A 15,350-nucleotide genomic window follows, 5' to 3' on the forward strand; every position below is an offset into this window, starting at 1 on the left:
CGGGACGCTCAGTTCCGGCGGTAGCGCACGAAGCTGAAGCTGTAGGGCCGGTCGGCCGTGGCGGGATGCGTTTCGCGCCAGGCCTCGTGGAAGCGGGCCCGATCCCAGCGCGGGAAGTAGGTGTCGCCCTCGACATCGGTGTCCAGCTCGGTCAGCAGCAGCTCGTCGGCCTGCGGCAGGGCCTGGGCATAGAGTTCGCTGCCGCCGATCACGAACACGCGTGGCGCCGCGCCGGCGGCGGCGCGTGCGGCCTCGAGGCTGTGGACCACGGTGGCGCCGGCGGCCTGCCAGCCGGGCTGCCGCGTCACGACGATGTTGTGGCGGCCCGGCAGCGGGCGGAAGCGTTCGGGCACCGAGTCCCAGGTCTTGCGGCCCATGATCACCGGGCAGCCGGTGGTCTGGGCGCGCAGGTACTTCATGTCCTCCGGCAGGCGCCAGGGCATCTGGTTGTCGCGGCCGATGACGCCGTTGCGCGCCATCGCGGCGATGAGCACCAGGTCACCCATGGTCAGACCGCCACCGGCGCCTTGATCGGCGCGTGGTGCTGGTACTCCTGCAGCTCGAAGTCGTCGAGGGCGTAGTCGAAGATCGACGGCGGCCGGCGCTTCAGCTGCATCAGCGGATAGGGGAAGGGCGTGCGCGCCAGCTGGGTCTGCACCTGCTCGACGTGGTTGTCGTAGATGTGGCAATCGCCGCCGGTCCAGATGAAGTCGCCCAGGCCCAGCTCGCACTGCTGGGCCAGCATCATCGTCAGCAGTGCGTAGCTGGCGATGTTGAACGGCACGCCCAGGAAGATGTCGGCACTGCGCTGGTACAGCTGGCAGCTGAGCCTGCCCTCGGCGACGTAGAACTGGAACAGCGCATGGCAGGGCATCAGCGCCATCTTCGACAGCTCGGCCACGTTCCAGGCGCTGACGATGATGCGCCGCGAATCGGGGTTGGACTTCAGCTGGCGGACGACGTCGCTGATCTGGTCGATGTGGCCGCCGTCCGGCGTGGGCCAGCTGCGCCATTGCACGCCGTACACCGGGCCCAGGTCGCCGTCGGCGCGCGCCCATTCAGGAACCACAGCAGCTCGAGGATGATGGACTTCAGGTGCACCTTCTTCGTGGTGACCAGCGGAAAGCCCTCGTTCAGGTCGAAGCGCATCTGGTGGCCGAACACGCTGCGCGTGCCGGTGCCGGTGCGGTCGCCCTTGGTCACGCCATGCTGGAACACATGGCGCATGAAGTCTTCGTACTGGGAGCGGATGGGGCGGGGCATTCAGAAGGCTCCGAAAAGGGTGTCCAGCGCTTCCTGCACCTCGGCACGCTGGTCGTGCAGGCTGGCGACCGGCGCGCGCAGCACGGCCACCGGAATCGCGCCGAGTGCGGCGGTGTCCAGCACCACGGCGTCGCCCTTGACCTGGAGCAGCGGGTTCAGGTTGCGCGCGCGCGGACCGAAGGCGGCTTCGCGCCGCAGTGGAATGACGACGCGGCTTTGCAGCCCATCGATGAAGTCGTTCTGCACGTCGACGAGGTAGGGGGTGTGCTTGCGCTCGGCCGCCGTCGGGTTGGCATGCACGTCGTAGCGGGCCATGGGCTTCAGCGGTCCTTCGCGAAGCTGCGGTACTTGGCCAGCGGCAGCCCCTCACGTTCGATGCGGGCGTTGTAGGCGGCGATCGCGTCCTTGTTGTCTTCGTTCCAGCGGGCCCAGTAGCGCTTGCGCACCTCTTCGGCCAGCAGCGCATCCACCGTCTGCGAGAGGTTCATGCCCAGCTCGCGTGCCATGTCCAGCACCTTGGCATTGAGGCTCAGGTTGGTCGGGCGCTTGACGCCGTCGTCGAAGTTCAGCATCCGGGGACTCCATCGGCCGTGCGCATGAATTATGCGCTCAACGCTTGCGCAGCCTCGGGCCCGGCCTGCGGTTCCAGCCCGAACTGCATCGACGCCAGCCGCGCGTACAGCCCGCCGCGCGCCACCAGCTCGTCGTGCGTGCCGATGTCGACGATGCGGCCCTGGTCGAGCACGACGATGCGGTCGGCCTTCAGCACCGTGGCCAGGCGGTGCGCGATGACGATGGTGGTGCGGTGCTCGAAGGCCGCCTCCAGCGCGGCCTGCACCATGCGTTCGCTCTCGGCATCGAGCGCGCTGGTGGCCTCGTCCAGCAGCAGCAGCGGCGGGTTCTTCAGCAGCGCGCGGGCGATGCTGATGCGCTGGCGCTGGCCGCCGGACAGGCGCACGCCGCGCTCGCCGAGGAAGGTGTCGTAGCCCTGCGGCAGCACGGTGATGAAGTCGTGCGCGAAGGCGGCCTGCGCGGCGGCGATGACCTCGGCATCGGTCGCCTCGGGCCGGCCGTAGCGGATGTTCTCCATCGCGCTGGTCGAGAAGATCGTCGATTCCTGCGGCACGATGCCCACGCGCGAACGCAGCGCGGCCAACGAGGTCTGCTGCACCGGCACGCCGTCGATGCGGATGGTGCCGCCCTGCGCGTCGTAGTAGCGCAGCAGCAGCTGCAGCACCGTGCTCTTGCCGGCACCGCTGGGGCCCACCAGCGCCACCGTCTCGCCCGGCGCCACGCGCAGGTTCACCTGCTGCAGCGCCGCGGTGGCCGGGCGCGAGGGGTAGTGGAAGGTGACGTCGATCAACTCCACCGACGAGCCGCCCTGCGCCGGCGGCAGCGGCTGCGGCACCGACGCGTCGCGCACCGGCGAGCGCGCGGACAGCAGCTCCATCAGCCGTTCGGTGGCGCCGGCGGCGCGCAGCAGGTCGCCATAGACCTCGGACAGCACCGCGACGCTGGAGACCAGCAGGATCACGTAGACCACCGTCTGTCCCAGGTGGCCGGCGGTGATGCGCCCGCCCATCACGGCCTGGGTGCCCTGGTACAGGCCCCACAGCAGCGCGCCGAAGGTGGCGCTGATCATGAACGCCACCAGGAACGAGCGCACCCGGGTGCGCCGGCGGGCGGTGTCGAACGCTGCCTCGGTGGCCTGGGCGAAGCGGCTGGCCTCGCGCTGCTCCTGCACGTAGCTCTGCACCACCGGCACCGCGTTCAGCACCTCGGCGGCAATGGCGCTGGAGTCGGCCACGCGGTCCTGGCTGGCGCGGCTGAGCTTGCGCACGCGGCGGCCGAAGTACAGGCTGGGCAGCACCACCAGCACCAGGATGCCCAGCACCTGCGTCATCACATAGGGGTTGGTGACGATCAGCATGATCATCGCGCCGATGCCCATCACCGCGTTGCGCAGGCCCATGCTCAGGCTGGAGCCGACGACGGTCTGCACCAGCGTGGTGTCGGTGGTCAGCCGGCTCAGCACCTCGCCGGAGGCGGTGGTCTCGAAGAACTCGGGGCTCTGCTTCACCACATGGGCATAGACCGCGTTGCGCAGGTCGGCCGTCACCCGTTCGCCGAGCCAGGTGACCATGTAGAAGCGCAGCGCCGAGAACAGGCCCAGCGCCGCGCCCACCGCGAACAGCGCGAGGAAATGCTCGCGCAGCGCCATCACCCGCGCGCCGGGGTCGGCGGCGATCACGCCGCGGTCGATCAGCGACTTCAGCGCGATCGGGAACACCAGCGTGCTGACGGCGGCCATCACCAGCGCCAGCAGCGCCAGCGCGATGCGCCAGCGGTAGGGCCGCAGGAACGGCAGCAGGCCGGACAGCGAGCGCGGGCTGGCCGCGGCGGGACGTTCTTCGGGGGCGGTCGTCATGGGCGCGCAGTGTAGGGGGCCCGCGGGAATACCCCCATCCAAATCATGGCCACGTCAAATAGTGCCGGAACAATATTTGTCTAAGCAACTATAGTCGCGCCCCATGAGATCACCAGACCGTCCCCCGACGATCTACCGCGCCGAGACGCTGCGGGCGGAAGAGAGCCTGGGCTACCTGACCAAGCGCGCCATGGCGTCGATCCTGCTGCAGGTCGACCGCCGGCTGGCCGAGCACGACCTGACCCACGCGCAGTGGCTGCCGCTGTACAAGCTGAGCATGGGCCAGTGCTCGACGATGGCCGGGCTGGCGCGCGACGTCAGCATGGACCCGGGGGCGATGACCCGCGCGCTCGACCGGCTGGAGGCCAAGGGGCTGGTGCGGCGCGTGCGCTCGCAGGAAGACCGCCGCGTGATCAATCTCGAACTCACCGACGAGGGGCGCGAAGCCTCGAAGCTGGTGCCGGCCGTGCTGGCCGATGTCTACAACGCTCACCTGGCCGGATTCACGAGGGCCGAATGGAACACCTTGATCGAATTGCTCCAGCGTCTGGTTGCCAATGGCGACGCGATGCGCGACGCGAGGGAGGCCGAATGAGGCCCCCGCGTCAACTCACCGAACCGCGGCCGCGCGTCGCGTCGACCCTGACGCTGGCGACGATGGCCGCCACGCTGGTCAGCGTGGTCGTGCTGCTGGCCGGCTGCGCCAGCCCCGGGCCGCAGGCCGCGCCGCTGGCGCAGACCACGCCGGCCACGCTGGGCCTGGCCACCGAGGCCACCGCGCCGGCGGTGGATGCGCAGTGGTGGCGCAGCCTGGGCGACGCGCAGCTCGATGCGCTGGTCGAGCGCACGCTCGCGGGCCAGCCTTCGCTGCAGACCGCCATGGCTCGCCTGCGGCGCGCCGAGGCGGGCGTGCTGAATGCCGGCGCGGCCACCGGCCCGCAGCTGGGCCTTGGCGTGGACGTGACGCGGCAGCGTTATCCCGAACACAGCCTGTACCCGCCGCCGCTGGCCGGCAGCCAGATGACCAGCGGCACGATCCAGGCCAACGGCTCGATCGAGCTCGACTTCTTCGGCCGCCACCATGCGGCACTGGAAGCGGCCCTGGGCCAGCAACGTGCCGCGCAGGCCGACCTGGCCGCCGCGCGCGTGGTGCTGGCCGGGCGCGTGGCGCAGGGCTACATCGCGCTGTCGCGCCTGGTCGAGCAGCGTGATGTCGCGCAGCGCGCGCTGGCGCAACGCGAGGCGATGCTGGCGCTGACCCGCCAGCGCGTGCAGGGCGGCTTCGACACGCAGGTCGAACTGCGCCAGGCCGAGAGCGCGGTGCCCGAGGCGCGCCAGCAGATCGAGGCGCTGGACGAGCAGATCACGCTGGCGCGGCACCAGCTCGCGGCGCTCAGCGGCCAGGCGCCCGATGCGCTGACCACGCTGACGCCCAGGCTCGGCCCGCTGCAGGAGCAGCCGCTGCCCCAGGTGCTGGGGGCCGACCTGCTGGGCCGCCGGCCCGACGTGGTGGCCGCGCGCTGGCGCGTCGAGGCCGCGACGCAGGACGTGGCCTCGGCCCGCGCGCAGTTCTACCCGGACATCAACCTGGTCGGCTTCGTCGGCCTGAGCTCGCTGGGCCTGGACAACCTGCTGCAGGCCGGCAGCCGCAACCTGGGCATCGGCCCGGCGCTGCGCCTGCCGATCTTCGACGGCGGGCGGCTGCGCGCGCAGCTCAAGGGCCGCAGTGCCGATCTCGATGCCTCGATCGCCGCCTACAACGGCGCGGTGCTCGACGCGCTGCGCGAGGTGGCCGACGCCAGCGCCTCCGCGCGCTCGCTGCAGCGCCAGCAGGACCAGCAGGCGCAGGCCCAGGCCGCGGCCGAGAGTGCCTATGAATTCGCCCAGCAGCGCTACCGCGCCGGCCTGGGCACCTACCTCACCGTGCTCAGCGCCGAAAGCAGCGTGCTGGCACAACGCCGCCTGGCCGTCGACCTGAAGGCGCGGGCGCTGGACAGCCGCGTGGCGCTGATGCGCTCGCTCGGCGGCGGCTGGTCTGAAAGTAACGAAGGAAAAGCAGAATGAGCAACGTCGCCCAATCCCCCGTCGCCGCGCCCGCGGCCCGGCGCAAGGCGCTGGCCATCGTGGCCGGTGTCGTCGTCGCCGGTGGCCTGGCCTGGGGCGCCTGGTGGACCCTGGTGGCCAGCCGTGTCGAGACCACCGACAACGCCTATGTGCAGGGCAACGTGGTGCAGATCACGCCGCAGATCCCCGGCACCGTGGTGTCCATCAACGTCGACGACACCGATGTCGTGAAGGCCGGCCAGCCGCTGGTCCGGCTCGATCCCGCCGATGCCCAGCTGGCGCTGGACCAGGCCCAGGCCCAGCTTGGGCAGACGGTGCGCGAGGTGCGCACGATGTACGCCAACAACGCGACACTGAAGGCGCAAATTGCCGCGCGTGAAGCCGAGGTCAGCCGCGCGCAGGCCGAGGTGGCGCGCCTGCAGGCCGACCTGGTGCGGGCGCAGGACGACGTGGCGCGGCGCAAGCCGCTGGTGGCCAGCGGCGCGGTGGGCGCCGAGGAATACGCGCATGCCACCGCGCAGCTGTCGGTCGCGCAATCGGCAGTGGCCGCGGCCAAGTCGAATGTCGAGGCGGCCCGCTCGGCCGTCGCCGCGGCGCAGGAGCAACTGGCCTCGAACCAGTCCATGACCGACGGCACGCCGGTGGAGCAGCACCCGAACGTGCTGCGCGCCGCGGCCCGCGTGCGCGAAGCCTGGCTGGCCGTGAAGCGCGCCGACCTGCTGGCGCCCACCGATGGCGTGGTCGCGCGCCGCAGCGTGCAGGTGGGCCAGCGCGTGGCCGCCGGCGCGCCGCTGCTCACCGTGGTGGCGCTGGACAAGCTGTGGGTCGACGCCAACTTCAAGGAAGGCCAGCTGCAGCGCATGCATGTCGGCCAGCCGGCGAAGCTGACGGCCGATGTGTACGGCCGCAAGGTCGAGTACAGCGGCCGGGTGGTCGGCCTGGGCGCCGGCACCGGCGCAGCCTTCGCGCTGCTGCCGGCGCAGAACGCCACCGGCAACTGGATCAAGGTGGTGCAGCGCGTGCCGGTGCGCATCGCGCTCGACCCGAAGGAGCTGGCGGCGCACCCGCTGCGCGTCGGCCTGTCGATGGACGTGAGCGTCGATGTCTCGAAGGCCGATGGCCCGCCGCTGACCGCCGGCGAGCGCAGCCAGCCGGTGGCGCAGACCAGCGTGTTCGACGCACTGGCCCGCGAGGCCGACGCCGAGGTGCAGCGCATCGTCAAGGCCAACCTCGGCAGCCGCGTGCGCGCCCTGCGCTGATCCCGGGAGCCGCCTCATGGCCGATGCTGCCGTCATCCCGCCCGCGCCACCGCCGCCGCTGAAGGGCGGCCAGCTGGTGCTGGGCACCCTGGCGCTGTCGCTTGCCACGTTCATGAACGTGCTCGACTCGTCGATCGCCAACGTCTCGATCCCGGCCATCGCCGGCGACCTGGGCGTCAGCCCGAACCAGGGCACCTGGGTCATCACCAGCTTCGGCGTGGCCAACGCCATCTCGGTGCCGCTGACCGGCTGGCTCACCCAGCGCTTCGGCGCGGTGCGCCTGTTCACCGCCAGCGTGCTGCTGTTCGTGCTGAGCTCGTGGCTGTGCGGCTTCGCGCCTTCGCTGGAAATGCTGGTGCTGTTCCGCGTGCTGCAGGGGCTGGTGGCCGGGCCGATGATCCCGCTGTCGCAGACGCTGCTGCTGGCGAGCTACCCGCGCGAGAAGGCCGGCACCGCGCTGGCGCTGTGGGGCGTCACCACGCTGGTGGCGCCGGTGGCCGGGCCCCTGCTGGGCGGCTGGATCACCGACAACATCAGCTGGCCCTGGATCTTCTACATCAACGTGCCGGTGGGCCTGGCCGCGGCACTGGCCACCTGGGGCATCTACGCCAAGCGCGAGACGCCGACGCGCAAGCTGCCGATCGACCGCATCGGCCTGGCGCTGCTGGTGGTGGGCGTGGGCTCGCTGCAGCTGATGCTGGACAAGGGCAAGGAGCTCGACTGGTTCGCCTCGCCGCAGATCGTCGCGCTGGCGCTCACCGCCGGCATCGGTCTGACGCTGCTGATCGTCTGGGAGCTGACCGACGCGCACCCGGTGATCGACCTGCGCCTGTTCATGCGGCGCAACTTCGCGCTCGGCGCGCTGGCGCTGTCGGTGGCCTACGGCCTGTTCTTCGGCAACGTGGTGCTGATGCCGCTGTGGCTGCAGCAGTACATGGGCTACACCGCCACCGCGGCCGGCATGGCGCTGGCGCCGGTGGGCGTGCTGGCGATCGTGCTGACGCCGCTGGTGGGCCGCAAGGTCACGGTGTGGGACCCGCGCTGGATGGCCGCCGGCGCTTTCGTCGGCTTCGGCGTCGTGCTGTGGATGCGCTCGGGCTTCACGCCGCAGACCGACCTGATGCACATCCTGATCCCGACCGTGATGCAGGGCGCGGCGATGGCCTTCTTCTTCATTCCGCTGACCACGCTCACTTTGGCCGGTATCGGTCCGGAGCGCATGGCTTCGGCCTCGGGGCTTTCGAACTTCGTGCGCATCACCGCCGGCGCGATGGGCACCTCGATCGCCACCACGGTGTGGGAAGGCCGCGCCTCGCTGCACCACGCCCATCTGGTCGAGGAGGTGGGGCTGGGCGACAGCGCGATGAGCCTGGTCATGCAGCAGCTGCAGCAGGCCGGCATGTCGCTCGAGCAGGCGATGGCGCAGATCAACCGGATGATCGACCAGCAGGCCTTCACCCGCGCGGCCGACGACATCTTCCTGTTCTCGGCCATCGCCTTCGTCAGCCTGCTGATGTTCCTGTGGCCGCTGCGGCGGCCGCCGCGGGCGGCGGGCGTCGGCGCGGCGGATGCCGGCGGCGCGCACTGAGGCGGGGCCCCGGCAGGCCCGCGGGGCAGTGAGATCCCCCGCAGAAGCGGTATCCGGATGAAGTTTTCCCGCTCAAGCCCGGGCGTTTGTGGTCGAATGAAGAAGCCATGAATACCGCCCCCGCCTCGCCGTCTTCCACGCCTTCTGCGGCCGCCCCGGCGGCCGCCAGCGGTGGCGCCAGCCCGGGGTGGCTGGCAGCTGGCCTGCTGCCCTTGTCGGCCGTGGTCGGCGCGGCGGTCGGCGAGGGCGTGGCCTGGGCCGCCGGCGTGCCGCAACGCGGCGCCGGTGCGCTGGCCGGTGCCTGCGCCGCGGCGCTGGTGGCACCGCTGGCCGCCGCGCTGGCCTGGCGCCTGCTGCCGCGGCCCGCGGCGGCGGCTGCGGCCGCCCCGGCGGTGGACGTGGGCGCCACGCGCGACCAGCTCACCGGCGCCTTCACGCAGCGGCACTTCGTTGCCGCGGCCGACCGTGAGTGGGCCCGCATCCGCCGCCATGGCGAGGATGCCGCGCTGCTGATGGTCGACGCCGACCAGTTCCGCGAGCTGAACGACAAGCATGGCCAGGCCTGCGGCGACGCGGTGCTGGTCGAGATCACGCGCCAGGTGTCGGCCACCCTGCGCCAGTACGACCTGATGGCCCGTTTTGGCGGCGGCGTGCTGGTGGTCTACCTGCCGCACACCGACCCGATCGGCGCGCTGGACGTCGCCGAGCGCGTGCGCGAGCGGGTGGCCAGCTTCCGCCTGAACTGGGAAGGCCAGAGCGTGGGCTGTACCGTCAGCATCGGCGTGGCCTCGATCGGGCCCGACCATGCCACGCTCGACGCCGTGATCGGCGATGCCGGCGCCGCGCTGCGCGAGGCCAAGGCCGCAGGCCGCAACTGCGTGCGTGCTGCGCCGGTGCAGCCCAAGCGCGCACCCGCGGCGGGCGGTCCTTCCTTTGGCGGCCATCGCGCCGCCGGGAAAGCCTGAACGCCCGGCTTCAGCCCAGTTTGAGCGGCGTCGCGCGGCCGGTCATTTCCAGGTAGCCCTGGCCGATGCGGCGGCCGCTGGCGTCGCGCAGCTCGCTCAGGCCCTCCCAGTAGATGGCGCCGCTGCTGGCGCGGCTGTCGAGTTCCTGGTCGTCGAGCAAGGCCTCCAGCTGGTGCTCGCCCAAGGGCGTGCGGATGCGCCAGCGCACCGGGTAGCGCGCGCCGGAACCCGGGCTGGTCCATTCGCGCAGCGGGCTGAACGCCACGTCTTCGGGCGCAAAGCTGCGCACCGCAGCACCGGCCGGGCGGTGGCTGCCGCCGGCCCAGAGCACCTGGCCGTCCCGGCTGCGCAGCACGAACGCGGTGAGCGCGCCGCCGTCGTCGAGGTTGATGCCGATCCAGTCCCAGCCCACGGCCTCGGGCGGCATCAGCTCGTCGCTCCACTCGTGGTCCAGCCAGCCGCGGCCGGGCAGGGTCTGGACCTGGCTGCCGCGCGTCAGCTGCGCGCTGACCGCCAGCTGCGGTTGCGAGTAGTAGTGGCTGGCCTGCGCCGGCAGCGGCCCCTTGCGCGAGAAGCCGGCCTGGCCCTGCAGCAGCAGCGGCTGGGTGGGCGTCAGCGTCAGCAGCAGGCCGAAGCCGGCTTCGGGCACGGGCAGTCGGGCGGTGTAGCGGCCGCTGCCGGCGTCGCGCCGCAGCGACCACGGGCCGATGACCAGCGCGGTGTCGGCCCGCTGCGCATGGGCCTCGGGCAGGGCCTCGTCGCCGGACCAGCGCGACAGCCGCTGGGCATGGCGGTGGCGCTGCGCGCCGATGTCGCTGATGGCCGCATGCGCGAACAGCAGCTGGCGGGGCACGAAGCGGCCGCTCTCGCCGCCGCTGCCCAGCCCGGTGCGGCTGCGGAAGAAGGTGATCTGCCAGCCGATCGGCGCCGCGCCGCTGCCCGCGGGCTGCAGCCAGCCGGTGGCATACCACCACTCGATGCGCGCGCCGGGATGCGCGCCATGGTCGCGCGGAAAGCGCAGCGTGCGCCCGGCGCTGATGCGGTCTTCGTCGGCGCCTTCGGCGCCCGCGTCGGTGGCCATGGCGGCCAGGGCCGCGTTCCGGCCGCCGGCCAGCAGCGCCGCGCCAGCGGCCAGCCAGCGCCGGCGCTCAGGACTTGGGGCCATTGCCGGGCGTGTCGAAGTAGTAGGCCAGCCGCGCCTTCGGCGACAGGTAGTCCAGCGCCGCATCGGGCAGCTGCGTCGGCCGCAGCGTGCGCACGATGCTGACCTCCTGCGCCTGCTCCAGTTCCACCAGCACCGCTTCCTCGCGCGGTACCGCGGGGTCGTAGACCAGCACCGTGGGCAGCAGCGGCCGCGCGCTGTTGACCGACACCACCATCGCCAGCGCATCGTTGGACAGGACCACCACCGTGCCCGGCGGGTACACGCCCATGCAGCGGATGAAGGTGTTCAGCACCTTGGTCTCGAGGTGGCCGCGCTGCTGGCCATACATCGTCGACAGGGCTTCGTGCGGCGTCAGCGCACGCGTCGGGTTCGGCGGGTTGCACAGGTTGTCGAACATGTTCGGCACCGCGACGATGCGCGCCAGCATCGAGATCTCGTTGCCCTTCAGGCCCTTGGGATAGCCGCTGCCGTCCACCCGTTCATGGTGCTGCAGGATGACGTTCAGGACCTCCTGCGACAGGCCCAGCTTGCGCCCGATCTCCACACCGTAGGCGCAGTGCTGCTGCAGCAGCGAGATCTCCGGCTTGGTCAGGGCCAGCTGCTTGCGCGTGATGGTGGTGGGGATGTCGTGCTTGCCCACGTCGTGGAAAAGCGCGGCGGTGCCGAGGCCGCGGATGGCCTCCTTCGGCGCCTGCAGCTCCTTGGCCAGGATCATCGACAGCACCGTGACGTTCAGCGGGTGGTGGTAGGTGTCGTCGGCGCCGACGCGGTCCTTCATCAGGTTGATCGCCACCTCGGCATCGGTCAGCATCGAATCGGCGATGGTGCCGATCAGCTGCGCCGCTTCCTGGCGCGCAATGGCCGGCCGTGCGAACAGGTTCTGGTCGATCGACTTGACCAGCCGCGCCGACGAGACGAACTCGCGCTCGCAGGCCGCGATGCGCGCGCGCTGCGCGGCCAGGCGCTCGATGCGCGCGCGCTTGGCCTGGTACAGCGGGTCGTCGGCCGGATCGACGGACGCCGGCACGGGCGGCGGTGTGCTGGGCTCCTCCAGCGGCGCGCAGTCGCTCTTGGCAGCGCTGTAGCGGATCTGCTTCAGGCCCAGCGCCTGCAGCGTCGCGATCTGCTCGAGGTTCTTGATCTTGAAGCTCGAGAAGGTGAAGGGATGGTCGGTCCACGGGATGTCCAGGTGCACGTGCAGGCCGAGGCACAGCTGGGCCGGGTCGATCAGGTCGCTGGCCGGGGCGGTCACCAGTCCTCCTTGACGGCCAGCACCGCCTGGCGCGAAGCGGCGCGGCGGGCGCTGAAGGCGGCGGTGGCCGCGCCGGCGACCAGCAGCGCCGCCACCAGCGCGGCCAGCGGTGCGGCAGGCAGGTGCATCGGCATGCTCCAGTGGAAGCTTTGCGGGTTGACGACGTAGACCAGCACCGCGGCGATCGCCAGTCCGAGCAGCAGGCCCACCGCGGCACCGGCCAGCAGCCAGGCCAGGGTCTCCAGCGTGACCAGGCCGATGGTCTGGCGTCGCGTCAGGCCCAGGTGGGCCAGCAGGCCGAACTCCTTGCGCCGCGCCAGCACCTGGGCCGACAGGCTGGCCGCCACGCCGACCAGGCCGACCACCATCGCCACCACCTGCAGGTAGCGGGTGACGGCAAAGCTGCGATCGAAGATGGCCAACGAGAGCGTGCGCAATTCGGCCGTGCTGGCGGTGTCGACCGGCACATTGTCACCGGCCAGATGCTTCAGCGCTTGCGCCACCTCGGCCGCCGCGGCCCCCGGCGCGAGCCAGACCGCCAGCTCGTTGAGGCCGCCGTCGCCGGTGAGGCGCTGGTAGTCGGCCAGGTCGATCGCGATGGCACCGAACTGGCGCGCATAGTCGCGCCACACCCCGCGCACGCGGGCCGGCTGGCTGGTGCCGGCCGGGCCCGCCAGCGGCAGGTCGATGCGCTGGCCCGGCGCCCACCGGTAGAGCGCCGCAGCCGGCTCGCTGACGTAGACCGCGAGTTCGCCGGGTGACGCGGGTGCCAGCGCGCCGATCAGCGGCAGCACGGCCGCGGGGTCGGCCAGCGGCCGCGCCAGCAGCGTGACAGCGGGATTGCCGACGTCCAGCACCAGCGGCCGCAGGCGCCCCGCCAGCACCCGCGCGACGCCCGGCAGCGCGGCCGCTGAAGCGGCATAGCCCGGCGGCAGCGGGGCCTGCTCGGCCGCCGCGGCGCTGGTGCTGCTGCGCAGGTACAGGTCGGCCGGCAGCACCTGGTCGAGCCAGTCGCTCACCGCGTCGCGGAAGCTGGCGACCATCACCGTCAGCGCGACCGACAGCGCCAGGCTGGCGACGACGCCGGCCACCGTGGCGCTGGCCACCTGGCGCGCATGGTGTGCGCGCCGCAGCGCCAGCAGCGGCAGCGCCGCCCGCGGCGTGCCGGCGCGCTGCAGCAGCGCCATCACGACCGCGGGCACCAGCGCGACGCCGCCGGCCAGCAGCAGGGCCACCGCCGCATAGGCCGCCAGCGGCAGCCCGCCGATCGGCGGCAGCAGGGCCAGCGCGCCGCCGGCGGCCAGCACGGCCGCGGGCCACAGCACCGAAGGCGCGTGCCCGGCCGTGCCGCCCAGGCCCTTCAGGGCCAGCGCCGGGGCCAGCCGTTCAGCCTGCCGCGCCGGCCACCAGGCACCGGCCACCGCGGCTGCCACGCCCAGCACCGCGCAGGCGGCCAGCGCACCAACCGGCCAGCGCAGCGTGGGCGCCGTGCCGGGGAAATAGCCGCCGCCCAGGTCGCCGCCCAGCACCTGCAGCGCAGCCCAGGCCAGCAGCGCGCCCAGGCCCAGGCCGAGCGCGGTGCCGAGCACGCCCAGCAGCGCGCTTTCGGCCAGCACCCAGGCGCGGCGCTCGCGCGCCGGCAGGCCCAGCACGCCGAGCAGCGCGAAGCCCGGCACCCGTTGCGCCACCGACAGCGACAGCACCGAGTACACCAGGAAGCCGCCGACCAGCAGCGCCACCAGCGCCAGCACGCCCAGGTTCACGCGGTAGGCCAGCGACAGGCGCGAGATGCGCTGCGCCGCTTCGTCAGCGCTGCTGACGCGTACTTCAGACGTCAGCATCTGGCGCCGCAGCCAGGTCTCGCGGTCGATGCCGGCCACCAGCCGCAGGTCGATGCGCGAGAGGCGGCCACCGCGGCCGAAGCGGGACTGCGCCGCGGCGATGTCGATCACCACCAGCGGCGCACCACCGGTGGCCACGCTGCCGGCGACTTCGAAGCGCTGCCAGCCTTCGGCCGACTGCAGCCACAGCGCGCTGCCGGGCGCGAGCTTCAGGCGCGCCTGGGCCGCCGGGTTCAGCCAGGCCCGCGTGGGCCCCAGCAGCGCGGCCGGGCCGTCGGTGCGGCTGCCGCCTTCGGCCGAATGTGGCATCAGCGCGGGCGCGATGGCCGCGATGCGCAGCGCGTCGATGCCGGTGATGCGCACCGGCACGCGCGGTGCGTCGTCGGCGCTGCGCGCATGGCTGTCGATCTCCAGCACCGGGCTGGCCAGCGCCACCTGCTCGTCGAGCGCAAGCCGGCCGAACAGCGCGTCGTCGAAGCCGGTGGCCTGCGTGGCGGCCAGCACCACGTCGGGCTCGCCATTGGCCGAACGCACCGCCTGCGAGAACTCCGACAGCGCCGAGTGGTTGATCAGCTGCACCGAACTGGCCAGCGCCACGCCCAGCGCCACCGCGAGCAGCGCCACGCCATGGCGCCACGGGTGGTGGCGCCATTCGGCCAGGGTCAGGGGCAGCAGATGGCGCCACATCGTGGCGGCATCGTAGCGGGGCCCGCCGGCCTAGGCAGGTACCTGGTAATTCACCGGACCCATCAGGTCGATGCCGCAGGCCAGGCCCCGCACCCACTCGATGAAGGCCGGTACGGCCGCGCCGGCCAGCGGCGCGCCATGCTGCGGCACGACCATGCGGATCGGCAGCGGCGCCACCATGTCGGCCCACAGCCGCAGCACCTTGTTCGACACCATGTAGCGGCGGTGGAAGGCTTCCATCTTCGGCAGCAGCGGCGCCAGTTCGGTGACCGGCTGGCCGGCCTGCGCACCTTCGAGCAGCGAGACGCCGAGGTCGCCCGAGAACAGGATGCCCGAGGTCGGGTCGAAGAACTGGAAATTGCCCTCGGCATGCAGGAAGTGCGCGGGCAGCGCGATCAACTCGCTGCGGCCCACCGGGATGCGCATGCCGGCGTCGGGAATGCCCACCACGCGGCCGGCGGTCTTGCCCGGCTTGCAGAAGTGCGGCACGAAGCGCTCCCAGACCTTGGAGATGTACAGCGGCGCCTGCGTCGCGGTGGTCCAGCGGTCGAGCGCGGCAATGATGTCCGGGTCGGCATGCGAGGCGACGATGGCGGCCAGCTTCGACGGCGGGAAGTGCCGCGTCATCGCCAGGTACAGCTCGCCGTAGGCCAGGTTGCCGCCGGGGTCGATGATGGCGCCGGTGCCGCCGTCGACGATCAGGAACTGGTTGGCCTGCACCGCTTCGCCGTGGGCGTCGCCCAGGTCGTGGAACATCAGGCAGCGGTGGCCATCTTGGTGGTAGAGCTCGAGAGGCATCGGCGCACTCTACGCAAGCGCCGGCCGCGCACATTGACCG

At 72.1% G+C, this 15,350-nt stretch carries 13 protein-coding genes and 1 pseudogene; 5 read left to right on the plus strand and 9 right to left on the minus strand.

Annotation, left to right across the window (positions count from 1 at the left end):
• Nucleotides 1–8 precede the first annotated feature (8 nt).
• From ACILR4_RS17240 to ACILR4_RS17260, 5 genes and pseudogenes are all read right to left on the minus strand, one after another.
• Nucleotides 9–506 carry a dihydrofolate reductase gene (locus ACILR4_RS17240; protein WP_395702094.1) on the minus strand — a complete coding sequence of 166 codons (498 nt, stop codon included), beginning with the start codon at nt 504–506 and terminating at the stop codon, nt 9–11.
• 2 nt (nt 507–508) lie between these two features.
• Nucleotides 509–1,263 (minus strand): annotated as a pseudogene (locus ACILR4_RS17245) (thymidylate synthase).
• Nucleotides 1,264–1,578: a CcdB family protein gene (locus ACILR4_RS17250; protein ID WP_395702095.1), complete on the minus strand. Its 315-nt coding sequence runs from the start codon at nt 1,576–1,578 to the stop codon at nt 1,264–1,266.
• A gap of 5 nt (nt 1,579–1,583) precedes the next feature.
• Nucleotides 1,584–1,835, minus strand: a complete 252-nt coding sequence (locus ACILR4_RS17255; protein ID WP_395702096.1) for a type II toxin-antitoxin system CcdA family antitoxin — start codon at nt 1,833–1,835, stop codon at nt 1,584–1,586.
• A 29-nt stretch (nt 1,836–1,864) separates the two neighbouring features.
• Nucleotides 1,865–3,691, minus strand: a complete 1,827-nt coding sequence (locus ACILR4_RS17260) for an ABC transporter transmembrane domain-containing protein (protein ID WP_395702097.1) — start codon at nt 3,689–3,691, stop codon at nt 1,865–1,867.
• Nucleotides 3,692–3,794: 103 nt separating this feature from the next.
• On the opposite strand from ACILR4_RS17260, the gene ACILR4_RS17265 reads away from it, so the two are divergent.
• The 5 genes from ACILR4_RS17265 to ACILR4_RS17285 all read left to right on the plus strand — a co-directional run bounded on the left by ACILR4_RS17265 (nt 3,795) and on the right by ACILR4_RS17285 (nt 9,567).
• The gene (locus ACILR4_RS17265; protein WP_395702098.1) at nt 3,795–4,286 is read left to right on the plus strand and encodes a MarR family winged helix-turn-helix transcriptional regulator; all 492 of its coding nucleotides are present in this window, start codon (nt 3,795–3,797) and stop codon (nt 4,284–4,286) included.
• A 62-nt stretch (nt 4,287–4,348) separates the two neighbouring features.
• Nucleotides 4,349–5,755, plus strand: coding sequence for an efflux transporter outer membrane subunit (locus ACILR4_RS17270; RefSeq protein WP_395702135.1), 1,407 nt, complete (start codon nt 4,349–4,351; stop codon nt 5,753–5,755).
• The gene (locus ACILR4_RS17275; protein WP_395702099.1) at nt 5,752–7,014 is read left to right on the plus strand and encodes an HlyD family efflux transporter periplasmic adaptor subunit; all 1,263 of its coding nucleotides are present in this window, start codon (nt 5,752–5,754) and stop codon (nt 7,012–7,014) included. The genes ACILR4_RS17270 and ACILR4_RS17275 overlap by 4 nt, the downstream gene beginning before the upstream one ends.
• Before the next feature lie 16 nt (nt 7,015–7,030).
• Complete coding sequence (locus ACILR4_RS17280) at nt 7,031–8,602, plus strand: DHA2 family efflux MFS transporter permease subunit (RefSeq protein ID WP_395702100.1); 1,572 nt, start codon at nt 7,031–7,033, stop codon at nt 8,600–8,602.
• Between the two features lie 107 nt (nt 8,603–8,709).
• A complete protein-coding gene (locus ACILR4_RS17285) occupies nt 8,710–9,567 on the plus strand; it encodes a GGDEF domain-containing protein (protein WP_395702101.1) in 858 nt (285 codons plus the stop codon).
• 10 nt (nt 9,568–9,577) lie between these two features.
• Here the strand turns inward: ACILR4_RS17285 and ACILR4_RS17290 are convergent, their stop codons facing one another.
• The 4 genes from ACILR4_RS17290 to ACILR4_RS17305 are packed head-to-tail and all read right to left on the minus strand — an operon-like array spanning nt 9,578 to nt 15,310.
• Nucleotides 9,578–10,732 (minus strand): lipocalin-like domain-containing protein, encoded by a 1,155-nt coding sequence (locus ACILR4_RS17290; protein WP_395702102.1) that lies wholly within the window; start codon nt 10,730–10,732, stop codon nt 9,578–9,580.
• Nucleotides 10,716–11,984, minus strand: coding sequence for an HD-GYP domain-containing protein (locus ACILR4_RS17295; protein ID WP_395702103.1), 1,269 nt, complete (start codon nt 11,982–11,984; stop codon nt 10,716–10,718). The genes ACILR4_RS17290 and ACILR4_RS17295 overlap by 17 nt, the downstream gene beginning before the upstream one ends.
• On the minus strand, nt 11,981–14,512 hold the full coding sequence (locus ACILR4_RS17300; protein ID WP_395702104.1) for an FtsX-like permease family protein: 2,532 nt from the start codon (nt 14,510–14,512) through the stop codon (nt 11,981–11,983). The genes ACILR4_RS17295 and ACILR4_RS17300 overlap by 4 nt, the downstream gene beginning before the upstream one ends.
• 30 nt (nt 14,513–14,542) lie before the next feature.
• On the minus strand, nt 14,543–15,310 hold the full coding sequence (locus ACILR4_RS17305) for an MBL fold metallo-hydrolase (protein WP_395702105.1): 768 nt from the start codon (nt 15,308–15,310) through the stop codon (nt 14,543–14,545).
• Nucleotides 15,311–15,350: the final 40 nt, after the last annotated feature.

It is taken from the genome of Aquabacterium sp. (assembly GCF_044226965.1).
GTDB lineage: Bacteria > Pseudomonadota > Gammaproteobacteria > Burkholderiales > Burkholderiaceae_C > Pseudaquabacterium.